Annotated in this window: 16 protein-coding genes; 6 read left to right on the plus strand and 10 right to left on the minus strand. The window is 67.8% G+C overall.

All coding sequences use genetic code 11. The annotated features are described in order from the left end of the window. The first annotated feature begins 2 nt into the window (after positions 1-2). Genes flgA through ACM9HJ_RS02350 form a run of 3 tightly spaced genes read left to right on the plus strand, consistent with a single transcriptional unit; the run spans position 3 to position 1863 of the window. Positions 3-677, plus strand: a complete 675-nt coding sequence (gene flgA / locus ACM9HJ_RS02340) for a flagellar basal body P-ring formation chaperone FlgA (protein WP_416570065.1) — start codon at positions 3-5, stop codon at positions 675-677. Positions 678-691: 14 nt separating this feature from the next. Continuing rightward, positions 692-1417, plus strand: a complete 726-nt coding sequence (gene flgH / locus ACM9HJ_RS02345; protein WP_416570066.1) for a flagellar basal body L-ring protein FlgH — start codon at positions 692-694, stop codon at positions 1415-1417. An 11-nt stretch (positions 1418-1428) separates the two neighbouring features. Then, the gene (locus ACM9HJ_RS02350; protein ID WP_416570067.1) at positions 1429-1863 is read left to right on the plus strand and encodes a hypothetical protein; all 435 of its coding nucleotides are present in this window, start codon (positions 1429-1431) and stop codon (positions 1861-1863) included. Positions 1864-2009: 146 nt separating this feature from the next. On the opposite strand, the gene ACM9HJ_RS02355 is transcribed toward ACM9HJ_RS02350, so the two are convergent. The 3 genes from ACM9HJ_RS02355 to ACM9HJ_RS02365 all read right to left on the minus strand — a co-directional run bounded on the left by ACM9HJ_RS02355 (position 2010) and on the right by ACM9HJ_RS02365 (position 5208). Next, entirely contained in the window at positions 2010-2663 is a 654-nt protein-coding gene (locus tag ACM9HJ_RS02355; RefSeq protein WP_416570068.1) for a flagellar hook assembly protein FlgD, read from the minus strand. A gap of 12 nt (positions 2664-2675) precedes the next feature. Then, positions 2676-4040: a flagellar hook-length control protein FliK gene (locus tag ACM9HJ_RS02360; protein ID WP_416570069.1), complete on the minus strand. Its 1365-nt coding sequence runs from the start codon at positions 4038-4040 to the stop codon at positions 2676-2678. 115 nt (positions 4041-4155) lie between these two features. Continuing rightward, positions 4156-5208: a GDP-mannose 4,6-dehydratase gene (locus ACM9HJ_RS02365; protein ID WP_416570070.1), complete on the minus strand. Its 1053-nt coding sequence runs from the start codon at positions 5206-5208 to the stop codon at positions 4156-4158. Positions 5209-5348: 140 nt separating this feature from the next. Here ACM9HJ_RS02365 and ACM9HJ_RS02370 point away from each other — a divergent pair, with 140 nt between their 5' ends. Next, positions 5349-7124 (plus strand): tetratricopeptide repeat protein, encoded by a 1776-nt coding sequence (locus tag ACM9HJ_RS02370; protein ID WP_416570071.1) that lies wholly within the window; start codon positions 5349-5351, stop codon positions 7122-7124. Here ACM9HJ_RS02370 and ACM9HJ_RS02375 read toward each other — a convergent pair. The 5 genes from ACM9HJ_RS02375 to ACM9HJ_RS02395 form a co-directional block, all read right to left on the minus strand. Beyond that, the gene (locus ACM9HJ_RS02375; RefSeq protein ID WP_416570072.1) at positions 7099-9000 is read right to left on the minus strand and encodes a tetratricopeptide repeat protein; all 1902 of its coding nucleotides are present in this window, start codon (positions 8998-9000) and stop codon (positions 7099-7101) included. The genes ACM9HJ_RS02370 and ACM9HJ_RS02375 overlap by 26 nt on opposite strands. Further along, positions 8984-9262 (minus strand): hypothetical protein, encoded by a 279-nt coding sequence (locus ACM9HJ_RS02380; RefSeq protein WP_416570073.1) that lies wholly within the window; start codon positions 9260-9262, stop codon positions 8984-8986. Before ACM9HJ_RS02380 ends, ACM9HJ_RS02375 begins: the two co-directional genes overlap by 17 nt. A 52-nt stretch (positions 9263-9314) precedes the next feature. Further along, positions 9315-10742 carry a tetratricopeptide repeat protein gene (locus ACM9HJ_RS02385; RefSeq protein WP_416570074.1) on the minus strand — a complete coding sequence of 476 codons (1428 nt, stop codon included), beginning with the start codon at positions 10740-10742 and terminating at the stop codon, positions 9315-9317. Between the two features lie 27 nt (positions 10743-10769). Beyond that, a complete protein-coding gene (locus ACM9HJ_RS02390) occupies positions 10770-13394 on the minus strand; it encodes an autotransporter domain-containing protein (RefSeq protein WP_416570075.1) in 2625 nt (874 codons plus the stop codon). A gap of 151 nt (positions 13395-13545) precedes the next feature. Beyond that, positions 13546-15021 carry a tetratricopeptide repeat protein gene (locus tag ACM9HJ_RS02395; protein ID WP_416570076.1) on the minus strand — a complete coding sequence of 492 codons (1476 nt, stop codon included), beginning with the start codon at positions 15019-15021 and terminating at the stop codon, positions 13546-13548. 114 nt (positions 15022-15135) lie between these two features. Between ACM9HJ_RS02395 and ACM9HJ_RS02400 the strand changes: the two genes are divergently transcribed. Next, the gene (locus ACM9HJ_RS02400) at positions 15136-17016 is read left to right on the plus strand and encodes a tetratricopeptide repeat protein (RefSeq protein ID WP_416570077.1); all 1881 of its coding nucleotides are present in this window, start codon (positions 15136-15138) and stop codon (positions 17014-17016) included. On the opposite strand, the gene ACM9HJ_RS02405 is transcribed toward ACM9HJ_RS02400, so the two are convergent. Both ACM9HJ_RS02405 and ACM9HJ_RS02410 read right to left on the minus strand, forming a co-directional pair. Next, positions 16994-18763, minus strand: coding sequence for a tetratricopeptide repeat protein (locus ACM9HJ_RS02405; RefSeq protein WP_416570078.1), 1770 nt, complete (start codon positions 18761-18763; stop codon positions 16994-16996). The genes ACM9HJ_RS02400 and ACM9HJ_RS02405 overlap by 23 nt on opposite strands. After that, positions 18760-21849 (minus strand): glycosyltransferase, encoded by a 3090-nt coding sequence (locus ACM9HJ_RS02410; RefSeq protein WP_416570079.1) that lies wholly within the window; start codon positions 21847-21849, stop codon positions 18760-18762. The genes ACM9HJ_RS02405 and ACM9HJ_RS02410 overlap by 4 nt, the downstream gene beginning before the upstream one ends. A gap of 140 nt (positions 21850-21989) precedes the next feature. On the opposite strand from ACM9HJ_RS02410, the gene ACM9HJ_RS02415 reads away from it, so the two are divergent. Beyond that, entirely contained in the window at positions 21990-24653 is a 2664-nt protein-coding gene (locus ACM9HJ_RS02415) for a glycosyltransferase (RefSeq protein ID WP_416570080.1), read from the plus strand. Positions 24654-24880 lie beyond the last annotated feature (227 nt).

Here is a 24880-nt window from a genome sequence, read left to right on the forward strand (position 1 = left end):
CGATGATGCGCAAGCTGCTCTCCCCCCTGGCCCTGGCCACGGGCCTTGCCCTGGCCTTCTCCCCGCCCGTCGCCGCCCAGGCCGATGCGGCCGAAGCGCTGTTGCGCACCGCCATCCAGGAACGGATGGGCCCGGCGCTGGGCGAAGGCGAGCTGCAAGTACGCATCGCCACCCCGGTCACCGGCACGGTCAGTCAGGTGGAAGCGCTGAATGTCGACCGCAGCGGCAGGCGCTTCGCCGCCATCCTGGTGGGTCCGGAGAAGCGCCAGCGGGTGGAGGGCGAGCTGTGGACGGAAATCCAGATCCCGGTTCCCACCCGCCGCGTCTCCCCGGGAGAGGTGATCGCAGAGGGTGACCTGACCCTGGCCCGCCTGCGCTCCGACCAGATCGGCCAGCGCACCATCACGGCCAAAACGGAACTGGTGGGGCGGGAGGCACGGCGCGTGCTGTCGCCCGGCCGGCCGGTACCCGACAATTCGGTCATCGTCCAGGCCGCCGTGGCGCGGAACAAGCCGGTGACGCTGGAGTACCGACAGGGCCCATTGCTGATCACCGCGCGCGGCCGGGCACTGGCCAATGGCAGCGTCGGCGAAATGGTGCGGGTGCAGAACCTGGACAGCAACCGCACCCTGACCGCGATGGTCACCGGGCCGGGCACCGTCTCTGCTGCTGAATGATGAAGGAAAAGCCGATGTCCAAGCTCCGCTTCACTTCATTGCTGGTCGCCACCCCATTGCTTCTCGCCGGCTGCGCCCGGTTCGATCATATCGGCCAAGCGCCCGACATGACGCCAATCGACAATCCGCGCCGTCAGGCGGAAGCGACGGGCGTCACCATGCCCATGCCGGAACGTTCCGACACGATGCGTCAGGCCGCCTCGCTGTGGGAGGCGGATGCGCGCGGCTTCCTGCGCGACATGCGGGCCAGCAAGGTCGGCGACATCGTCACGGTGGAGGTCGACATGGCCGAACAGGCGCGGATCAGCAACCAGACCTCCCGCGCGCGCGGCGCCGGTGAAAGCATGGGCGTGCCCAACCTGTTCGGGCTGGAAACCGCCCTGCCCAACAGCGTCGATCCGGAAAACCTGGTCAACCTGAATTCCAGCGGCAGCAGCACCGGCACCGGTGCCGTGAACCGGCAGGAGAATATCAGTTTGAAGGTGGCAGCCGTGGTCACCGACATCCTGCCCAACGGTAATCTGGTGATCGCCGGGCGGCAGGAGATGCGGGTGAATTACGAGCTGCGGGAACTGCGCATCGCCGGCGTCATCCGCCCGCAGGACATCACCACCCGCAACACCGTGTCGTACGAGAAGATCGCCGAGGCCCGCATCGCCTATGGCGGGCGCGGCCAGATCATGGACATGCAGCAGCCCCGCATCGGCCAGCAGGTGCTGGACGTGATCCTGCCCTTCTAGGGAGTGGCCCCATGAACAGATGGAAGCTGACCGGTCTGGCTTTCGCCGCAGGCATCACCGCCTTCGCCGGGGGCTATGCCGCCGGCACCGCCCTGCCCGCGTCACAGGAAGCCATCCCCGCCATGGGGCCTGTCACCGTCGCCGTGGCGCCGATGATCGTCCCGGTTTGGGGCCAGGGGCGCATCACCGGCTTCGTCGCCGTGGAGATGGCGGTGGAACTGGCGCCCGGCAGTGACGGCGATCTGTTGCTGCCCGGTGTGCGCGACCGGCTGCTGGGCGATCTCTATGATATCGGGGCACAGGGTGGCATGCAGCCTGGCATCATCGATCCCGCCGCCTTGCAGGCCCGCCTGCTGCTGGCCGCCGGCGAGGCGACGGGCGGCAATGCCCGCAATCTGGTGCTGACCAAGCTGATCCTGCAGGAAAACCGCCGCAAGGGTGTTTGAGCAAACGAAAAGGGCCGGTGGAACGGAGCGATCCCGTTCCACCGGCCCTTTTTTGCTATGCTGTTCCCTCAGACGCCGGGCGCCGCCATCCGGCGGCTTGGCTTACGGCGCATGAGCGCCGGGCCGGCGGTCGCCGGCCTTCATTATCAAGCCGCCGAGACGATGTCATAGCGGCCGACCGTGGCGCCGTTTTCCAGTTCGAACAGCGTGTCGGCCTCTTCCCGGCGGACGCGCGTGACCTTGGAACGGTAGGTGACTTCGCTTTCCAGCGCGTCGCCCTTCTCGTTCCGGGCTTCCACCGCCAGGGTATAGGTGCCGTCGGCGGCGATGCTGCCATCGGCCTTCACCCCGTTCCAGGTGATGGCATGGGTGCCGGCCGACTTGTCGGCGGTGAAGCTGTGGACAAGGTTGCCGTCGCTGTCCAGCAGCCGGACATCGACGCTGCTGGCCCCGGCCGAAACGGTGTAGCTGGCATCCAGCTGGCCGCCCTTCACGCCGACCAGATTGCTGACGATCTCCACCGTGCGGCCGATATAGCCCATGTCGGCGCGGTCGCTGCCGATGCGCAGTTCGCCCAGCACCTGGGTCAGCATGTTGTTGGAGGAGACTTGCTGTTCAACGGAGGAGAACTGCGCCAACTGCGTCACCCATTGCGTCGGATCGACGGGCTGCAACGGGTCCTGGTTGGTCAGCTGCGCGGTCAGCAGGCGCAGGAAGGACTGGGTGTCGGTGGTAAGGCGGGCCTGGGCGGCGCTGGCCGCCACATTGCCATTGGCGTCGACGCCGGAAATGGTAGTCATGGGGCGAACCTTTCAGATCTGGATATCGACAAGGCTGTCGGTGCGGATAATGGCGGGGGGCGCCAGCGGATCGGCGGCCGGATCGGCCTGGGCCTGCTGGCCGTAAAGCTGCGCACCGCGCCGCCCCTGGTCGGCCTGGGTCCATTGGCCGGCCCCTTCCCGCAGGGAGAAGTGCAGGCCGTCGGGCTGTACCTGCATGCCGCCCTGCTGCAGGGCGCGTTCGATCAGGCGGACATCGCGTTGCAGCAGGTCCAGCGTCGCCGGCTTCTCCGCCGCGATCATCGCGGTGACGCGGCCATCCTGCATTTCCAGCTTCACCTCCACCCGGCCCAGATGTTCGGGGTCGAGTTGGACGGTCAGCGTCGTCTGTTCCTGCGCCACCGCCTGTTCGATCCGCCCGACCAGCTGCAGGCCGGGGGTGGCATGGGTGGCGACCGTCGGACGGGCGCCGGCCACCGCATGGGCGGTGAGATCGCGGCCGATTGCCTGGCTGCTGAGTGTGGTGGCCGGCAGGGTGAAATTGTCCGGCGGCGTGGCGGGGATGGTGGCCGGGGCCGCCTCTCCACCGCCCGCATTGACCTCACCCACCGGCAGACGCAAGGCAGCCGGTTTGGCATCACCGGTCGTAACGGCTGAGGATGTGGGGGCGGCGTCGGTCGTCGCCATGGCAGCCGACCGCGTGCGGGGGGCTGAGCGGCTCGCAGCGATATCAGCGACCGGTGTCGGCTTGCCCTCGGTCGGCTTCACCGCCGTCGGCTTCACCGCCGGCTGCGCGACGGCGCCGGCCTGCACGGCGGCCATGGTCTGCAATTCGGCGGGTATGGCGATGGCGACGATGCCCGGCGTGGGTGCCGTTGCAACGGGGGACGATATGATATCCGGCGCTGCCGCCGCCTGCGGGTCGGTGGCGACAGCGGGTACCGGCGTGGGGCCATTCACCCCCTGCGCCAGCGCAGGGCCGTTTGCCGGAACGGGTGAACGGGTCTGCGGGGTGGCGGCGGGCGATGGCGCACCGGCAGCCGTAGGGAGGGCGGGCACCAGCCCTGCCGGTACGACGGGGGCGGCGGCAATCTCCCCACCCCCGTCACCCACAGGCACAGCGATGGCGGTGGGTACGGCCGGCGGTGGGCTGGCCACGGGCGTGGTCAGACCCATGGCCTGCATCAAACCGGCCAGGGCGGCATCGTCGGAGGTCTGGCCCTGTGGGGCGGCCTCACCCGGTGTCGTGGGGCGGGCGGTAACCGGCTCCAACGGACGGACCATGCCTTCGACCAGCAGGCCGAAGCCGGCCATCGGGACGGCAGGCATGGTTGCGGCCCTGGCCTGGATCGCCGGGGTTGCCGGCGTGGCGGATGACAGGAGCGAGAGAAGCTGCATGGGGCCCACCCGGATAGCGGTATCGACCCCCACCATATCGGGCGCTGTTTAAGTCTGGTTTTAAAGTGCGGTCGCTTCAAATGCCTTCATTTGAAGCGTGAATCGCACGACAGGCTTAAGCCAGCCCCTGCCGCACCTTTTCCGCGGCCACCATCATCGCCACCAGTTCCGGCAGGTCCACACGCGGTGTCCAGTCCAGCCGTTCGCGGGCCCGGCTGCTATCGCCGCGCAGTTCGCCCACTTCGGCGGGACGGAACAGGGCGGGATCGACCGTGACGCAGGTGCGGCCGCTATCCAGCTCGATGGCGACCTCTCCCACTCCTTCGCCCTGCCAGAGCAGACGCATGTCCAGCGCATTGGCGGTCAGGGAGACGAAGTCGCGCACGCTCCAGGTCCGGCCGCTGGCCAGGACATAATCGTCGGGCCCCTCGGCCTGCAGCATCGACCACATGCCGCGCACATAATCCCCGGCGAAGCCCCAGTCGCGCCGCGCGTCCAGCCGGCCCAGCGCCATGGGCGCATCTTCCAGCCCCGCCTGCCAGCGCACCAGCCCGCGCACGATCTTGGCGGTGACGAATTCCGGGCCGCGCAGGGGCGATTCGTGGTTGAACAGGATGCCGTTCACGCAGAACAACCCATAGGCGATGCGGTACAGCGTCGTCATCTGGTGGGCCGCCACCTTGGCCACGGCATAGGGGCTGCGGGGCCGGAACAAGGTCTTTTCCGTCTGCGGCACCTCCGGCGCCTCACCGAACATTTCGGAGGTGGAGGCGTGATAGAAGCGGGTCCTGGGATGGCGGGTGCGGATCACCTCCAGCAGGTTGGTCGTGGCCACCGCGTTGCTGGCGAAGGTTTCCGCCGGAATATGGAAGGAGGAATGGACGGAGCTGTGCGCCGACAGGTGATAAACCTCGTCCGGCGCATGATCATCCAACAGCCAGGAGACGGCGCGGGCATCGGTCAGATCCACGGTCACCGTGGTCACCCGTCCCGCCAGCCCCATAGTCTCCAGCCGCCAGGCACGGTTCAGCATCGTGCCGCCGGGGCGCAGCGTGCCCGTCACCCGATATCCCTTGTCCAGCAGCAGCGATGCCAGATAGGCGCCGTCCTGGCTGGTGATGCCGGTGATCAGCGCCCGCGGACCGCTTGTGCCAAATTTCTCACCCATCGATCCGATCCGACGATTGCGATGGCATCGGGAGTGCCGATGCGGATACTGGGTATATAGGATGTCGGCACCCGATCCGGGCCAGGATAATCGGCGCGAAAGGATGACCTATCCCAATGAATCAACAACGGAACCGGTCCATGCCCACCCTTGCCGACCAGTTGAACGCCGCCATCGCGCAGCAAGACGCGGGTCGCGCCAAGGAAGCCGAAGCCGGGTTCCGTTCCGTGCTGGCACAGGCCCCGGCCAATGGGGAGGCGCTGCACCGGCTGGGCGTGCTGCGCCTGCAGGCGGGTGATTATGCGGCGGCGGCGCAGTCGCTGGAGGCGGCGGTGAAGGCCGAACCGGACTGGGCCGTCCATCATTCCAACCTGGCCAGTGCGCTGCGCCGCCTGGGCAGGCTGCCCGATGCGCTGGCCGCCGCAATGCAGGCTCTGCGCCTGGCCCCCGATTTCGCCGATGGCTATCTGAACCTCGTCAATATTCTGGACCAGATGCAGCGCTATGGCGACGCCATCGCCGTACAGCGCCAGCTGATCGCACTGCGTCCCCATGCCGGGGAGGCGCGGTTGCAACTGGCAAGGCTGCTGATCCTGGATAACCAGGCCGAGGCGGCGGTCGATGCGCTGTACGACCTGCTGGGCATGCAGCCGCTGTCGGTGCATGCCTATACCAACATGGGCGTGGCCTTGCGGCGGCTGGGGCGGCTGGACGATGCCATCGCCGCATATCGTACGGCCCTGGGTTTCGCGCCCGACGATGGCGGCCTGCTGTCCAATCTGGGCATCGTTTTGCAGGATCAGGATCGCTATCCGGAAGCCATGGACTGCTTCCTGCGGGCGCTCGCCCGCCAGCCGGACAGCGCCACCACCCATCTGAACCTCTCCGTCGCCTATCGGGAGGAGATGAAGATCACCGAATCCGTGGCCAGTGCGCGGGAAGCCGTGCGCCACGATCCGGCCCTGGCCGCCGCGCACACCGCGCTTGCCGTGGGCCTGCTGATGCAGGGCGATTATGCCGAGGGGCTGGCCGAATATGAATGGCGCAGCCGCATGGCCGACTTCCCCTCTCCCCGGCGGGACTTCACCTCGCCGGCCTGGGACGGGTCGGACCTGAGTGGCCGCACCCTGGTCGTGCATGACGAACAGGGGGTGGGCGACGCGCTGCAATTCATGCGCTACATCCCGGTTTTGCAGGCACGCGGCATCGATGTCGTGCTGGAATGCAACAGCCAGCTGGTCCGGCTGCTGGGCAGCATGCCGGGCGTGGGCCGGGTGGTCAGCCGGTTCCAGCCGCTGCCGCCCCATGACGCGCATGTGTCGCTGCTGTCCCTGCCCCATATCCTGGGCGCGCGCATCGACAATGTCCCGGCCCAGGTCCCCTATCTGGGGACGGAGCCGGATTTGCAGGCACGGTGGGCCGACAGGCTGTCGGCGTTTTCCGGGCTGAAGGTCGGGCTGGTCTGGGCCGGCAATCCGGAATTCAAGGCCGACCGGCTGCGCTCCCCCGGCCTGAAATCCTTCCGCCCGCTGCTGGACGTGCCGGGCGTGTCCTTCTTCGGGCTGCAGAAGGGGCCGGGGCGCAAGGACCTGGACAATATCGGGTCGCTGCCGGACAGCTTCACCGATCTGGGGCCGCAGATCGGGGATTTCGCCGATACCGCCGCCATCATGACCAATCTGGATCTGGTCATCACGTCCTGCACCGGCCCGGCGCATCTGGCTGGCGGGCTGGGCCGGCCGACCTGGACGGTGCTGCCCTTCTCCCCCGATTGGCGCTGGCTGGCCTGGGGGGAGGAGACCTTCTGGTATCCGACCATGCGCCTGTTCCGTCAGGATGCGCGGGGCGACTGGGGGCCGGTGGTTGGCCGCGTCGTGGAAGCCCTGACGGTTACGTCCACGCCACAAACGGCTTGATACCGCCCGTTTCCATGTCGGGTTCCACGCACAGGCGGGCACGCTCGTTCAGGCGGGCGGCCAGCTGGCTGAAGCCGCTGGCAGCACTGATGCCCACGATATCGGCCTGGGTCAGCACATGGAAATCCTGCAGGAATTCCAGCCCCGGCCAGGCCGGCCCGGCATCATGCAGGGTCACGGGCCGGAATTCGCGGAAGGCGGCGCGCACCCCCGGAATATCGTCGCTGGCCAGATACAGCACCGGCTTGTCCAGGGTCGGCCACAGATCGCGCAGCCAGTCCACATAGGTCTGGGTCTCGGTGATCGGATAGCCGTAACGCAGGAAATCGCCACGCCTGATATGGATGGCGACGACGGTATTGCCCACCGCCCGCAGCGCATCCACCGGCGGATCGATCCACGGGGCCCATTGCGGGCGTGGGCGCAGCCAGGAACGCACCCGGTCGCGCAATTCCACTGGATAATCATAGAGGAACAGTGGCGACAACGCGTCGCGGTCCAACGGCGCATCCCCTTGCCGCTCGCCGGTGACGAAGCCGTTCAGCACCCGCCTGCCGAAGGGCCAGGGCGGCAACGGGCCGCTGGGTGCCGGGTCATCCAGCTCGAAATAGGCGCCACCGACCCAGTCCGGCGTCTCCAGCACACCGCCATGCTTTTCCGCGTAAAGCCGCAGCAGCACATATTCCAGGACATTATGGGCAAAGCGTCCCCGGTTGCCGAGCGTGCTGGACGCCAGACGCGGCCGGGCGGGATCGGGATTGGCCGGACGCTGCCAGTGCCAGCCCTGCTGCCGGCGCGTGCGCTCCAGGGCCGCCAGCGAGCGGATTGTGAACATCCAGCAATTGTCGCTCTGCAGGCCTTCCAGCCGGGCGGCGGCCGTGGCCGGATCACCATCTTCCAGGTCCAGGGCCGACAGGGCCGTGCGGCATTCCACCGGATAGATGCGGCCGGCCAGCGGTGCGGTTTCCAGCCGGGTGAAGATCGCCCGCGCCTCCATCCGCCGTCCACCGCGCACCAGCAGCAGATAGAGCATTTCCAGGCAGGCGGAGACATCCGTGCCATCCAGCGGCAGATAGGAGACGAGGGCGGCTTCCGCATCGGCATCCTGGCCCTGATCGACCAGCACGGCCACCACCCGCGCCCGCGCCGCCGCCAGACCCAGCTGGGCGGAACGGCGGTAGCAGGCTAGCGCAGCCTCAAGGTCGGCCATCCGGTAGCGCAGATTGCCCAGATTGAACCAGATCTCCGGCCGTCCGGGCGACAGGCTGATGGCCCGCTTCAGGGCGGCGTCGGCCTCTGTGGTCTCGCCCTGTTCCAGCAGCGCGTTGCCCAGGCTCATCCAGGCGCCCAGCAGGCCGGGCTGGATCGACAGGGCCCGGCGCTGGCAGGCGATGGCCTCATCGTTGCGGTCATCCTGGCGCAGCAGCAGGCCCAGATCATGGTGGATTTCCGCCTGATCGGGGGTCAGCGCCGCCGCACGGCGCAGGGCGCGGATGGCGGCCGGTCGCCCCGCCCCGCCATGGCCAGCCGATGCCGCTCCCAGCGCGTGCCAGGCAGCCGCATATGACGGGTCCAGTGCCAGCACGGCGCGCCATTGTGCCTGTGCGGCTTCGGCGTCGCCCTTGGCGGCCAGCATGTTGCCCAGGTTCAGGCGTGCTTCCACCTTGTCCGGCGCATGGGTCAGGGCGTGGCGGACCAGTGCCAGCCCCTGATCCAGCCGCCCCGCCTGCCGCTCCGTCAGACCTAGCAGATGCAGGGCGTCGGCATTGGCGGGGTCGCTCTCCAACAGCTGGCGATAGGCCGCCGCCGCCCGGTCCACATGGCCGGCACGATGATCGGCCAGGGCGGCGGCCAGCAGGTCAGATGTTGTTTTCATTCGACAGATCGACGGCGCCGTGGCGGAAGGGCACCCAATCCTTCTGGTCGGGCCTGTATTGCAGGCCGTAGGGCGACTTCAGGAACACCTTGTCGCGCTGCGGGCTTTCGCGCAGCGTCCGTTCCTGGTCCACCAGGGGGGAGGCGGCGAAGACCTTTTCCCAAATCTCCGCCGGCTCCACGGCGCGGCCCGCCTTCTTCACATAGTCCAGGGCGGCGTCGCTCAGCTGCCAGCTGCTCTCGACCATATCGTAATAGCCCATGACCTTACCTCCTCGAAGCCCGCCCGATGGGCTGACAAATACCGGAACCCGCTCAGGCCCCGCAAGATGGGACGGTGGCGCGTTTGGCACGGGCCAGTTCCCGCAATGCCTCCACCGCCGCCTCGAACACCGGTTCCCAATCCTGGTCGTCCGTCTGGCGGAACAGCCGCATGCTGGGATACCAGGGCGTGCCCATGGCGCGGTCGCCATAGACCCAATAGGGCATGTACTGCACCAGGTTCCAGATGGGCGTGCCCAGCGATCCGGCCAGATGGGCCGTGGAACTGTCGGTCATGATGACCAGGTCCAGCTTCTCCAGCATGGCCGCCGTATCGGCGAAATCCTGGATATGCGGGCCCAGCGGCGTGACCAGCAGGCGCGAGGATAGCTGTTCCAGCTGTTCCTCCGGCGGGCCCTTCTGCAAACTGTAAAGCCGCACGCCCGGCACCGTGCCGAAACGCAGGAAGCGCGACAGGCCCGTGGCGCGGCGCGCATTGTCGGCGAAGGTGACGCGGCCGGACCAGATGATGCCCACGCGCAGGGTCCCCGGCTCCCCCGGTCCCAGCAGGCGGGCGGCCTTGGCCCGCGCATCGGGCGGGATATGCAGCCTCACCGGCGGCGGCACCGTGCCGAAGCGGGTGCCGCACAGGTAAGGCAGGCTCATCTGCGAGGTCTGGACATCGAAATCCGGGAATTCGGACCCCGCCGTCACGAACTCATCCACCGGCAGACCGCCCAGGACGCGGCGCAGTTCCGGGTGGCATTCGAACAGGATGCGCCCGCCGCGGGCCTTGACCAGTTCCACATAGCGCGCCGCCATCAGCGTATCGCCGAACCCCTGTTCGGTGGACAGGAAGATGCGCCGACCGTTCAGCGGGCCGCCATCCCAGGGCGTGCCCGGCGTCGGCCGCGTGCGGTAGCTGGCGATGTGGCGGCGGGATTCGTAATCCTTGAACCCCTCCTCGTAATCGCCGACCTGTAGCAGGGTCAGGGCGCGCTCCCAGCGCAGGGCGTGGGAGGTCGGTTCCGCCGCCAGCGCCTTGTCCAGCATCAGCAGCGCCTCGCGGTATGAGGCCGCCTTGCGCTTGCCGATCAAGGCGTTGAACAACAATTGCGGATTGCCGGGGATCAGGCGCATGGCCTGGGCATGGGCCTGCCCCGCCTCCTCATGCCGGCCGACATCGGTCAGAAGATTGCCCAGGTTGGACCAGATGCCGGCATTGCCGGGATCGAATTCCAGGCCCCGGTAATGGCAGATCAGCGCCTCGTCCGTGCGTCCCAGCCGGCGCAGCAGGATACCAAGCGTGCTCCACGCCCCGCCATCCTGCGGGTTGGCACGCAGCAGGTCTTCCGTCGTGCGCAATGCCTGATCGTCATTGCCGGCCGGGACCGGGGGGGCGGCCACGGCTGGCGGCGGCTGAGCCGGCTCGTTGGCCGGCTTGGGCGATGTGGTGGCGGCTTTGCGCTTCTTGACTGTCACGTTGCTCTGGCTCTCGGGCGGAGGACCTTACCAGGCGAAACGGACCTGGGCGGTCAGGGCATGCTGGGTACGGTTATCACTCAACTCCGCATCATAGCGTGCCGACACGCGCATGTTATCGGCAATTTCCATCGTCAGGCCGCCGCCCAGCACGGCCGTGTCACGCCCCGGCTCTGCCGCGAAGATTGTGAAGGACTGGCCCAGCAGTGCTTGGCTGGTGCGATAGCCCGGCTTGGACAGATCATGTTCCCAGCGCGCCGACAGTTCCGGCACCAGGGTGCCGCCGCCATCCAGCGCCACCGGATGGGTGAAGCGCACGCCGAAGCCGCCGCGCAGATCGGCATGCTTGTCGCTGTCCACCGACAGGTTGAAGGCATCCGCCCCCGTCTCCGCAAACGCATCGGCATCGCTGCCATCATAGCGCAGGAAGGCGCTGGGGGTCAGGATCGCACCGCCCAGGTCCAGGCGATACCCCGCCTCGATCCCGGCCCCGATGGTCTTGCCATCGGTCTTGCCGCTGGCGGTGCGGGTCTGGGTGCCGATGGTGATGGCGCGGCGCGTCTCGTAATCGCTGAAGGTCACGCCGACCTGAGCATCCACGAACAGCGCATCCTGGGTCCAGCCCAGGTAATTGCCGATGTAATAGCTGTCGATGCTGGCGCGGCCGCTGTCATTGCGGCCGGTCACGCGGCTGTCAGCGTAACCAGCGGCCACACCGACGCGCAGCGCATCATTGCTCATGCCGTAATCGATACCGGCCAGACCGCCGGCCACACGGTGGCGGAAGCCGGGATTGTTGCCGTCGCTGCTGGTGCGCGCCTTGTTGCCGAAGGCGCGGCCCCAGACGTTCCAGCCCTGGCCGCCATCATGCAGACCGCCCTGGCGGGTGGTGATCATGCTGCCGAAGCCGCGGCTGACATCGACGGCGGCCAGCGGCAGGTTGGCGTTGAATTCACCGGAAATGGCGCCCAATGTTGCCGGCAGGGCGCTGATGCCCAGCGGCAGCAGGGCGTTCAGCACTGGCGTCACCCCGGGATTGCGCGCCGCTTCCAGCGCATCCACGGCAGCACCGGCCGCCGCCTGGTTGATGGTCAGACCGGCCAGCCCGCGATAGGAGGCGGGACCGACATAGAGATCGACGGCATTGGCACTGTACAGCGCCATGATGCGCGACCCGGCCGGCAGGCCCGCCGTGGGCTGGGCGATGCTGGCAAACGTGCCGACGACGCCGCCTTCGGCCTGCACCACGCCGGCCAGACGCTGGCCCAAGGTCAGGTTATAGCTGTTGGTGCCCTGCACTTCCTCGGGCGAATAGGTCAGGCCGCGCAGCACCGGGGTCAGGGTCACGCCGGTGCCGATGGTGAAGGTGTTGCCCGCACCCGTGACGATGGCGCGCGAATAATTGCCGGCCCCGTTGGCCGTGCCCGGCCCATCGATCTCCACCACGAAGGCGCTGTTGGTCTGCAAGGTGACGGGGCCCTGGAAATTCAGCGTGCCCGGCGAATTGCCCGGACGCAGGGTGCCGGCAATGGTGGTGGGACCGACGATGCGGCCATTGCCGCGCAGGGTGCCCTGCGCGCTGACCGTGATCGGTGCCGTCACCACGCTGTTGACGTAGAGGCCGCCATTTTCCACCTGTACCGTGCCGCCCGTCAGGCCGCCGGTGATGTTGGCCTGCCCGCCGCTGCGCACGGCGAAGCTGCCGCCGGTATTGGCGATGGCACCGGAGAACAGGGTGCGGCCGCTGGTGGTGACGACGATGGCGCCCAGGTTGGTGATGTTGTTGGTCAGCGTCCCCTGGCCGGTACCCGCAAAGGTGAAGGGGGTGGCCGCGGACGCCGTGTTGATGATGCTGCCCGACAGCGCGATGTTCTGGCCGGCATTGTCCAGCGTACCGCCGGCCACGCCGACATGCAGCGCCAGGGAAACGGGCTTGTCCGGCTGGGTGCCCAGGGCACCGGGCGAACCGGGGCGCAGCGTGCCGCCATCGAAGGTCAGCGTGCGCGTGCCCGACAGGTTGGTACCCGCACCCGCCGCGTCGTCGGTGGTATAGAAGGCTTGGTTCTTGTCGATCACCGCGCCCAGATTGCCCGACACATTGGGTGTGCAGGTCGGGCACAGGGTCACGACGACATTGTCGATATTCTGCGCGGCACCCAGGCTGTCCGCCACGAAGCGCAGAATGGATTCGCCGCTGAAGGCCTGGACGTTGAAGCTGTAGGTGACCCAATCGGTGGGCGGGGCGCTGTCACCGATATAGTCGAAGATCTTGGCATCGCCGAAATAGGCGGTAAGCCCCTGGCCGCCCTCGCTCTTGTACTGGAAGGTGACATTGTAGCGTGCGCCGACACCCGTGGTCACCGCCTGGCTCAGCGTGTTGGTGGAGAACAGGAATTCAGCGCTATGGCCGGCACCGTTGGAGCCCGTGCCCGCGCGCAGGCCGGCGGGATCGCTGCTGGTCCAATAGGCGAAGGAGGCGGCGTCCGACCCCGTCTCCATCGACAGGCTTTCAAAGTCGCCATTGCACAGCAGGGCGGTGCCATTGCAGGTGGCGGCATCGGCCTTCAGGGTGGCAACCGGGATTACCACGGTCATCAGCAGGGCGGCCTTGATGCTGGCAATGGCCGCCGGACGACACGTGAAACCGTTCATGATCCTGCCTCTCCCAAAGATTAACGGCATTTAAACAGGGTAACCACAAAGGTGAGCGAGTATCTTGTTACCGACCGGCGAATAGCCGGCAAAGCGCAGCTATACCGCACAATCCACGGAAATGCTTATCATTTCATGAACTCTATAGTGGTTAGCCCATAATCTTAAGGTTAGACATGGCTAGAGCAGATTGCGTAATCCGTGTCATGATGCCGTGCCAATCCCCTTCGACCTCCGATCGGAACATACGCACGCAATCATACCAGCATGTGCGATCCGGATGGGACAGCCAGCGCCAGTCGGCCAGCCAGGGCAGGGCCAGGAAGGCCGTCTTTCCCATGGTCCCGGCGACATGGATCATGGCGCTGTCACAGCTGACCACCAGGTCCAGGTTGGCGATGATGGCGGCACTGTCGACGAAGCTGCCATGGGCCCGTTCACGCTCGGCATCGGGAAAGCGGGTGATGTTCAGGGGCCCGGCCAGGGCGTCCAGCTGGTCCAGGCCCACATCCTGTTGAAGATTGAACAGCCTGATCCCCGGCACGGTCGATAAGGGAGCAAAGGCCGCAAGCGGGATGGAGCGGTCAAGCCCTGCGGCCTGCCAGTTGATGCCGACCTTGAAGCCCCGCGTTCCGATCCGCCGCCCCCAGGCCGCCACGCGATCAGCGGGCGGGTGGAGATAGGGTGCATGCGCCGCCGGCACTTTGTCCGGCGTATTGTCGCACAAGCCCGGCAGGCTCATCAGCGGCGCATGGCAATCGGCGGGCGGCAACGGCTCCCCATGGCAGACCAGTTGGTCGATATCGGGAACACATCGCAGGATGTCGCGCATCGTGGGCTGGCATTCGAACAGGGTCCGCGCCCCCTGCCGCTTCAGCACGCCCATATAGCGGATGAATTGCAGCGTATCACCCAGACCCTGTTCGAAATGCACCAGGATGGTGCGGCCCGCCAGGGGCGACCCGTCCCAGCGCGGAATGCCGGGAATGTCCCGCCGCCAGCGCCAAGCCGCCTGCCGGTTGCGCCAGTCGTAATGCGGCCAGCCCTCCCGCCAATTACCCTGGAAGATCAGGCAGGTCCCAAGGTTCTTGTGGTATTCGGACACCCCGGGCGCCAGCCGCACAGCCCGACCATACCAACAGGCTGCGTCGGCCACACCATTCTGCCGACGCAGGGCACTGCCCAGGTTGTTGGCGACTGACCCGGTGCCGGGGTCCAAGGCCACGGCCATGCGATAGGCGCGCTCCGCCGCCTTGTATTGTTCCAGCGCCATCAGCACATTGCCCAGCCGGAATGCCGCGTCGGGATAGTCCGGCCACACGACCAGCAGCCTTGAGAACATATCCGCCGCCGCCTCATGTGTGCCCCGTCCGGCCAGCAGGCTGCCCAGCCGGAACAGCGTGTGCGGATGGTCGGGGCGTAGCCGGTGCGCCTCTGTCAGGATGGCCAGCGCCTCCTCCGCCCGCCCCGCATCCTCCAGCGCGATGCCCAGGTTGAACAGCACGGCCGGATGGCCGGGGCTCATACGCGCGGCCCTGGCGAAATGGTCGATGGCCGCGTCCAGGCGACCGGCGGCGTGGGCCTGCGCCCCCGCCTCCACCTGCCGACGCAAGCTGTCATCGACCATGGTCCGTCCCTTTTCCCTGATCATTCTTCATGCATATGGGGTGACAAGCGGCTTGGCAATGCCGGCCCGGCCGGCCATGTTCGCGGGATGCCAACCGGAAAGGCTTCCCCCACCTTGCCCCCGTCTTCCCCCACCGACCTGTTGCGGGCCGCGACCGGCGCCTATCGCCAGGGCCGTTTGGCGGAGGCCGAGGATTTGTGCCGCGCCCTCCTGGACGCGGAGCCGGCCCATATCGGTGGGCTGTTCCTTCTGGCGGTGCTGCGCATGTCGGCCGGCGATGGGGGGATGGCGGCGGATTTGTTCCAATCCGTCCTGGCCCTGAACCCCGCCATCGCCGATGCCCATGGCAATCTGGCGATGATCCGGCAGCAGCAGGGTGATCTGGCCGAAGCCGAAACCCTGTTCGACCGTGCCGCGGCATTGGCGCCGAACAATGCCGGATGGCGCATCGGCCGGTCCATGCTGCGGCTGGAAAGGCCGGCGCAGGCGGCCGGTGATTTCCAAGGCGCCCTGGTGCTGGAACCGGCATCGGCCACCGCCTGGCGCGGGCTGGGTCTGGCGCGCCGGACGGGCGGCGATCCGGCCGGGGCCGCCACCGCGTTCGACCGGGCCTTCCGGATCGATCCCATGCTGGACCTCGCCGATGGGGAGGCATTCGCCAGCCACCTGGATATCGCCGACTGGCGCGATTATGACGTGCGCCGTCGGCGGGTGGAACGGCACATCGACGAGGGCAGGACCGTATTACCGCTGCTGACCCAATGGATCGGCATCGATCCGGCGCGGCAAAGGCGGGCGGCAGCGCTTGTATTCCGGCAGCAGGTCGTGCCCGCACCGGCCACGGCCTTCCCGGCCAGGGACCAGGGTGATGGCCGGCTGACCATCGCCTATCTGTCTTCCGACTTCCATGAACATGCCACCGCCTATCTGGCCGCCGAACTGTTCGAACAGCATGATCGAAAGCATTTCCGCATCCTGGCCGGCTGCTACAGCCGCGACGATGACAGCCCCATCCGCCGGCGCATTCGCGGGGCGGTGGATGGGTTCCAGCCCCTGCGGGGGATGGGCACGGCCGGGGTGGCCGACTGGGTGGCCGCACAGGGTGTCGATATCCTGGTCGATCTCAAGGGGTTCACGGCTGGCGCACGGCTGGACCTGCTGTCGCGGCGGATGGCACCGGTGCAGGTGGCCTATCTGGGCTATCCCGGCACGATGGGCGGGGGACCGCTGGATTACCTGATCGGCGACCCTTTGGTGACCCCGGCCTGCGACCAACCCCTCTATCACGAGAAGATCGTGATCCTGCCCGACTGCTATCAGGTCAATGACCGGCACCGGCCCCTGCCCGCCACGGTGGACCGTGCCGCCCTGGGCCTGCCGGCATCCGGGTTCGTCTTCGGCGCGCTGCACCCGCCCAGAAAGCTCAATCCGGAGATGTTCGGTTGCTGGATGCGGCTGTTGCGCGCCGTGCCCGATGCCAGCCTGTATCTACACGATCCGTGGGGAGCCGCGGCGACCAACCTGCGCCAAGCGGCGCAGGCGGCGGGCATCGATCCCGCCCGGCTGGCTTTCGCGGGCACGGCCCTGCTGGTGGACCATCTGGCCCGCTATCGCGCCATCGACCTGTGCTTGGACAGTTTCCCCTATACGGGCCACACCACGACATCGGACGCGCTGTGGATGGGCGTGCCCGTGGTCACGCGGCGGGGCGACGGTTTCGCCGCCCGCGTGTCGGCCAGCCTGCTGCGCGCCGTGGGGCTGGGGGAGTTGGTCACGGATGACCTGGCGGGGTATGAGGCGCTGGCCCTGTCGCTGGCCCGTGATCGGCAAAAGCTGGCGGGGCTGAAGGCGCATCTGGAGGCCGTGCGGGGCACCGCCCCCCTGTTCGACACGCCGCGTTTCACCCGGCATCTGGAAACCGCCTACCGCATGATGTGGGATCGCCGCAGCGCCGGCCTGGCCCCAGCCGGGTTCAGCGTGCCGCCGCAAGCCTGACCAGGGCCTCGCGCACCCGGCCCATCACCGGCGCCCAATCGCCGATCCTCTCCTGCCGGAACAGGGTCATGGTGGGATACCAGGGCGTGTCCGTTCCGCTTTCCCGCCAGCGCCAGTCGGCATTCAGCGGCAGGATGGTCCAGGCTGGCCGACCCAATGCGCCGGCCAGATGGGCGGGGGCCGTGCAGGAACTGATGACCAGATCCAGATTGGCCATGATGGCGGCGGTATCGGCGAAATCGCCGATCTCCGGCCCCAGGTCGGTGAAATGATCCCCCGGCCAGCCAGCCAGCCGCTCAAGATCCCCCCGCCCTCCCCCCTTCTGCAGGGCGAAGAAACGCACACCCGGCACGTCCAGCAGTCCCAGCATGGTGGCCAGTCCCGGTGACCGCCGCCGGTCATCCCGGAATTCCGGATTGCCGGCCCAGACCAGCCCGACCTTCAGCCCGCCGACACCGGCAAACCGGTCCGCCCAACGGGCCGATAGTGCCGGCTCCGCCGACAGGTAGGGGGCGGCCAGGGGCGGCACGGTTTCTTCCGCCAGCAGATGCGGCAGGCTCAGCAGCGGCGCATGGAAATCGTGCGGGGGTGAAGACTGGCCCGTGGCCACCACCTCCGCTACGCCGGGCAGGCTGGCGAACAGGCGGACCAGGGGCCTGGCGCATCCCACGATGATCCTCGCGCCGCGGGCCGCCAGCATCGGTGCATAGCGCGCGAACTGGATACCGTCGCCCAGCCCCTGTTCATCATGCAGCAGCAGGGTCAACCCCGCCGGATCGCCCCCCGGCCAGCTGGGCGAGGGATACATATGCTTGGGCGCCTGGAATTCCCGCAGCTTCGTGCGCCATTCATAGGCGGCGAAACCGGCGCGCATCTGTCCCTTCAGCAGCAGGCAATTGCCCAGCAGCGTATTGGCCTCCGCATGCTCGGGATCGGCGGCCAGGGCCCTGCGGCAATAATCGAGCGCCTCGTCGATGCGGTTCTGGTTGCGCAGCACCAGGGCGATGTTCAGCCAGGCATCGGCGAAGTCGGGCTTCAACCGGATGGCCCGGCGCAGCCACAACAGGGCCTCGTCGTCGCTCTCCCCCGTCTGCGACAGGGACAGGCCCAGATTATTCAGCACTGCCGATTCGGTGGGCATCAGCACCAGGGCGCGGTGATAGCTGGCAACCGCTTCCTCGAACCGGCGCAGATGCTTCAGCACCACGCCCAGATTGGCATGGACGCGGCCATCGTCGGGCGTCAGGCGCAGCAGGTCGCGCCAGACCGTTTCCGCCTCCGCCTCCCGGTTCAGCACCATCAGCGACGTGCCCAGCAGGAAGCGCTGGAAGGTACTGTCGGGCGCCAGTTCGATATAGCGGCGCAGCGGTTCCAGCGCGCCCTCATGATCCTTCAGGTCCAGCAGCACGCTGGCCAGGTTATGGTGCGCCATGTCCAGGTTGGGATCGATCAGCACCGCCTCCCGCCCCGCGATCGCCGCCTGGTCCAGCCGCCCCAGCTGCCGCAGCGCCGCGCACAGGTTGGCGAAGGCCGCCGCATCCCCGTGCCGCTGGCGCAGCGACCGGGCCAGCAGTGGCACCGCGGCTTCCGCATCACCGCGCACCAGCGCCAGCACCCCCAGCGCGTGCAGGGCCGACGGGTCCTCCGGTCTGGTCTGCAGAAGGGCGCGGAAAGCCGTCTCCGCTTCCTCCATCCGGCCCGCATTCTGCGCCGCGATGCCTTGGGCCAGCAGGTCGCCGCCGCTCATGTATCCGTCCCGGGGGCGATCCAGCCCTTGGCGGTGAAGTCCGGCAGCAGGGCGCGCAGGCTGGCGGGGAATGTCCCATCGATGGGCACGCGGGTCAGGGCCGTCCACATGCCGGGCACGGCCCCCTCCTCGAACCGGCCGGTGGCGAAGAACCTCTCCAGCCGTGCCCGGTTGACGGCATCATCATGGCCGAAGCTGCCGATCATCTCCCGATGCGCAAACGCGTCCAGCTTGGCCAGGAACCGCTCGATGCCACCCATCCAGGTGAAGTGCCAGCCGGCGGCCGGGATGGCCTGGCCGAGATTCTGCTTGGCCAGATAGCGCATATTGTTCGCCCCCACCCGCCGGACCAGCTCATACGGCGCCGCCGCCACCGATATCCAGGGTTCGGGTGCGCGCAGGTTCAGGAAATAGAGATGGATGTCCAGGTGCGGCGTGAACAGGCTGGGCCCCTCCGGCCCGGCATCGCGCAGGCGGCGCACCACGTCCGGCCGCAAAATCTCGTCCGCATCGCTGACGATCACCAGATCGGCCGGACCGGCGCCGTCCAGTCCGCGCAGGATGGCTTGACGCTGGTGCGCCTCCCGCACCCAGGCGAAGCCGCCGGGATCATCATCGACCACGACATGGATGATCTTGTCGGCATAGGCGGCGAAACGCTCACGGTTCTCGGCGAAATACAGCGGCTTGGGCGCGCCGGCATGGGTATAGGCGGCCTCCACTAGCACGAAATGATCGACCACCGGTGACAGTTCGGCCAGTCGCAATTCCAGCAGGTCCAGCTCGTTGTAGAACTGGAAGCAATCATAGACCTTGCGCCCCTGCGGTGGCGGTGCCGGCAGCGGCGGGGCCTGCGGGCCGGTGGCATCGAACCAAGCCAGGAAGGCATCATAGCCGCGCAAGGTGCCCCACATGACGGAGCGTTCGCCCTCGTCATTGCCCTTCAGATGGAGCGATTGCTCGATATGGCCGATCAGCGCCTTGGCCTCATCCCGCCAGTCCTCCCCCATCCGGCCATTGGCGCCGTCATTCAGCACCATGCCCAGGTTTTCAAGCAGCAGCCGCTGCGACAAGGCCAGCCGCGCCTGGTTCAGACGCAGGTTGGCACCGGCCTCCACCCCCAACCCGGCCGCCTGACGCAGCAATTCCACCTGCTGGTCCCGCCGCCCCGCCAGCCGGTGACGGGCGGCGATCATGCGCAGCAGCAGGGCTTTGCGCAGGCGTCCGTCGCTGGCCGCCGCCGCCTGCCGGGCCAGGCTGGCATCCTCCCCCAGGGCGCCGGCGACCAGCGCCATGGCGGGGAACAGGCGACCGGCATCCACCGTTTCCACGCGTTCCAGGGCCGTCTGCTCCGCCGCCGCCAGCCATCCGGCCAGCATGGACCGCGTGCTGCGCGCGCCCAGCACCGTGGCGCTGTCGATGCGCAGGGCATCGCCCGCCAGTTCCAGCGCCTGGGCGCCGTCACCCAGCCCCTGCGCCGCCATAGCGGCGACCAGCCGGATGCCGGCATCCTGCGGTGCCGCTGCCGCCACCAGCAGGCAGGCCGCCAGCAGGCTGGGCATGTCGCCCGCCGCCCGTGCCTGACCGGCAATGTGGCGGGTGGCGGCCACCAGCGGCCCCGCCCATTCCCCCGCCGACAGCAGCGGCCACACACCCTGTACCGCCGCCACGCGCTGCGCCAGCGGGCTTCCATCCTCCCCCGCCGCCACACCCGACAGCAGCGACGCCATCCAGCCCGCCCATTCCGCCGGCTGCGGTCCATCATGCAACTGGATGGCGCGGCCCAGCGACAGCAGCGCGTCGGTGGGCCGCGCCTGGGTCGCCTGCACCTGCATCAGGATGCGCCAGGCGCCGGCATGGGCCGGGTCCAGGGCCAGCACCCGCTCGCACAGATCCGCCATGGCATCATGGTCGCCCACCAAAGACGGTCGGCGCAGGCGGGCCATCAGGCTTGGGATGTCGGATTTCCCCTCATCCTCTCCCCCCGCCAGCCAGGACAGCCATTGCGCCGCCCGCCGGTCCCAGCCGCCGGCTACACCCGCTTGGTCCAGCTGGGCGCGCAGGTGGCGCCCCGTGCCGGCCGGATCGTCCCGGCGGCGGCGCAGTTCCGTCACCATCGCATCGGCGAAGCGGACGGCATGGTCGGCGGGGTCCGGCGGCACGGGCAGCAGGCGGGCAAAGCCGGCGGCGGTTTCCGGCAGGGCGCCCAGGTGTGATGACACGACCAGGCACCCGGCCGCCATCGCCTCCATGACGCTGATGCAGGAGGTCTCGGCATAGCGGTTGGGATAGGCCAGCGCCGTCACCGCGCGCAGGGCCCTGGCCAGGGCCGGCTGCGCCATGCTGCCCACATATTCCACGCCCTCGGTCTGCCGGCACTGCTCGTAAAGCCCGGCATAGGGATCGCTGGCCAGCGGCACCTGATAGGGCTCCAGGGAGGAATAGACCCGCAGAATGGTGCCGGGAATGGCGGCGCGGATGCGCGGCATGGCCGCCAGCAGCACGTCCAGCCCCCGGAACGGCGTGCTGGTATAGGCCAGGACCGGCGGCCAGGGTTTGGCAGCCGCGATATCGGCATCTTCGGCGAACAGGCCTGCGAAACACGGGGCCGGCGCGTTGCGCAGGATATGGCAGCGGTCGGGCGCCAGCGTGAATCGGCGGATGAAATCGTCACGCTGCCAGCGGCTGACGAAGATGAATGCATCCCACAGGCCCGCGATGTCGGGGTCGGACAGGTTGGCGACGCTGTGCTGGTCGCCCGCATGTTGTGTCCACAGGACCAGTTTCTGGCGGCTGGTCATGGCGGCGCGCAGATTGCGCACGCTGTCGCCATCGCAGCCGCCCATGACCACCAGCACGTCATGCTGGGCCAGCAGGGCCACGGGCATGGTCGCATGGTGGCGGCACATCACGCCATCGACGGCGCCCGGCATGCCGGTACCATTGATCAGGGTCACGTCCGTTCCGGCCCGCGCCAGGGCCATGGCCAGATGACAGGCGGCGGACTGCATGCCGCCCAACGGTGCGGCAAGGGGCGTGCGCGGCGTATAGTCGCCGAATGTCGTGTCGAGGAAGGCGAGCTTCATAACCGTTTGAACCCGGACGCCTGCGGTGTTTCGCTTTCTGTTACCATAGTTTATGCAGCATGGAATGTTTAACGGGGAACTCTATGCGGATGGAGCGTGGGGAATGCCGTCGCTTTCTGGCGGACAATCCGGCGAATGCAATGGCTCTGCAGCACCTTGGCGCCCATCTGCGCGATGATGGCGACGGGATGCAGGCCCTGCGCCTGTTCCGACGTGCCTGGCAGCTGCATGGTGACAAGACCGTGTTCGACCTGCAGGTATCGGCAACCCTGCATGTGGCCCTGAACCAGATCTCCACCCTGCTGGACCCCGGCCGTTTCGACGAGGCGGGCGAACAGCTGGAATGGCTGGCCAGATTCGCACCGGTGGAGGGACATCTGGCCCGCCTGCTGGGCACCGTCTGGTTGATCCAGGGGCGCGAGGCGGAAGCGGCGGCCATGCCGGCCCGCATGGCGCCGGACATTCCGGCAGGCGACAGCGGCCTGTCGGTGGCGCTGGCCGCATTGGATGGCCACCGGCAGCGCTATGATGTCATCGGCACCGTGGTCATCCCCGCCTATAACGCCGCCGACACGATCGGCGAAAGCCTGGACAGCGTCCTGGCGTCGCTTGCCCATTATCGCCGGGCCACGGGAAAGGGGACAGCGAGGATCCATATCGTCGTCGTCGACGATGCCTCCACCGACGATACGCTACCGGTCGTGCGCGGCTGGGGCCGCGCCCATCCGGACCAGGACATGGCGCTGATCGCCCAGAACCGCAATGGCGGGGTCGGCCGGGCCCGCAATGCCGGGGCGGCGGCGGCGCGGGGCCCGTATCTGTGGTTCCTGGATTCCGACGACCTGTTCCTGGAACCGCATCTCCACTGCACGGCCAGCCTGCTGGACCGCGACCCGACGGTCGATTATGTGCGCACGGAGACGTTGTTCGACGGCATCGATGACCAGATATCCCCGGTCTGGCGCAAGGCGTCGCGCCAGACATATCCCTGCAATCTCTGTATCCGACGCACCGCGCATGACCGCAGCGGCGGCTTTCCGGAAGAGGACCCGTTCTGCCCGGCGCGGGCGGAGGATGTGGCCTATTCCCGTGCCCTGATGCAAATGTTCAAGGGCGTGGCCATCCAGGAAAAGACGGTCTTCTACCGCATGCGGCCCGGCAATGTGCTGGACCACCTGCAGCAGGAGATGACCAGCGGCCGCTCGCCGGGTGAAGGGGCTGTGGTTGATGCCCGGTTCATGGCCATCGAGATCCTGATCCGCCGCCGGCTCTATGCCCTGAAAGCCGAACAGGCGGAGATGGCGGCGACGCAGGCGGACCTCGCCAAGACCCTGATGGCCCAGGCCCATGCCGATACCGGCAAGGGGGAGTACATGGCAGCACTGGAGAAACTCCGGCGCGCGGCGGCCACGGCGCCCACCCTGCCGGCCGTCTGGTTCGAGGCGGGCATGGCCGCATATCGCCTGGCAAAACGGGCGGAGGCCCAGGACGCCTTCACCCGCGCCATCGCCCTGCAGCCCGACCTCTACGCCGCGCGCGTCAATCTGGGCCTGTTGCTGCTGGAGGAAGGCACGGCGGCGGATGCCCTGCCCCATCTGCGTCATGCCGTCGGCCTGAACCCCACCGCCAACGCCCTGTTCCTGCTGGCCCGCACCGAGCGAAAGCTGGGCCTCCGGGCCGAGGCGGCGGCACATCTGGACCGCGCCCTGACCCTGTCGCCGGGCCAGGCGGAATATCATGCCGAACGCTCGGGCCTGCTGCTGGATGGGGGCGATGCGACCGCATCCTTGGCGGCCGCACAGGCGGCGGCATCCCTGTCGCCTCGCCTCTACGACGCGCACGCCGCCATGGCCGCGGCACTGGAGGCGCTGGACAGGAGGCCGGAGGCGCTGGCCGCCTGGGACCGCGCCATTGCCTGCAATCAGGGCTATGGGGAGGCGTTCACCCGCCGCGCCCTGCTGCTGCTGGATGCCCAACATGGTCCGCCACCGGCGCCTCACCCCCGCGCCGCAACTGACGAAAAGCGGCTGGCCGTGACGCGGCTGGGCAGCAATGGCCGCTTCGGCAACCAGTTGCTGCAGTATGGCGTGGCCCGGCTCTATGCCCAGCGCCACGGGCTCACCCTTGAAACACCGCCCTGGCTGGGGCGGCACCTGTTCGATCTGGACGATCCCCTGCCCGGCCCTGCCCTGCCCCGGCTGTCGGAGGAACAGGCGGCGCTGACGGCGGACATGGGGCCGGATGCGCCGCCGCGGGCGGCGGGCCACGATATCGACGGCTATTTCTGCAGCGACATGACGGCGCTGGCGCCGTTCGCGGAGGATTTCCGAGGTTTCTTTACACAGGGGCGCCTTTGGACCGACCGTATGCAGCAGATCCGCGAGCGCCTGCGCGCCAATGGAAACACACTGGTGGCCCTGCATCTGCGGCGTGGGGATTTCGGCTGGGGTCCCTTCTGGACGGCGCCGGAAGCCTGGTATCTGCGCTGGCTCGAAGGATTGTGGCCGACGCTGACCAGACCGCTGCTGTACGTGGCGACCGACGACCCGGCCTGCGTCCGGGCCTTCCGGCACTACAGCCCGCTGACCGCCACCGACCTGGGCGTCTCCGCCCTGGCCGGGGCTGGTTTCCTGGATGATTTCCAGGCGCTGTGCGAGGCCGATATCATGGCCATCTCCAACAGCACCTTCTCCTTCACCGCCAGCCTGGTGAACCGCCGGGCCACGGCCTTCCTTCGTCCTGATCGGGCTTGGGGTGGGCTGGCGCTATACCATCCATGGATGTCACCTGTACTTTTGGGATAACCCTGTTGCCTTTGCGTTTCCACGACATTTCAAACGCACTGATGTTAACAGATAAATATTAATCGCAGTTAACATTCATTAACCATGACTACTCTACGTATACTTAAGAATAAGCACAGACTTTTGGTTCATCCATCAAGGGAAACCCCCAACACCCCTGTTTTCCCTGCCCTTTTCCCTCGAGCGGCTGTGACATATATCCGAATGACACACAATTGACCTCCGCG

The sequence above is a fragment of the Niveispirillum sp. KHB5.9 genome, assembly GCF_048066115.1.
Lineage (GTDB): Bacteria > Pseudomonadota > Alphaproteobacteria > Azospirillales > Azospirillaceae > Niveispirillum.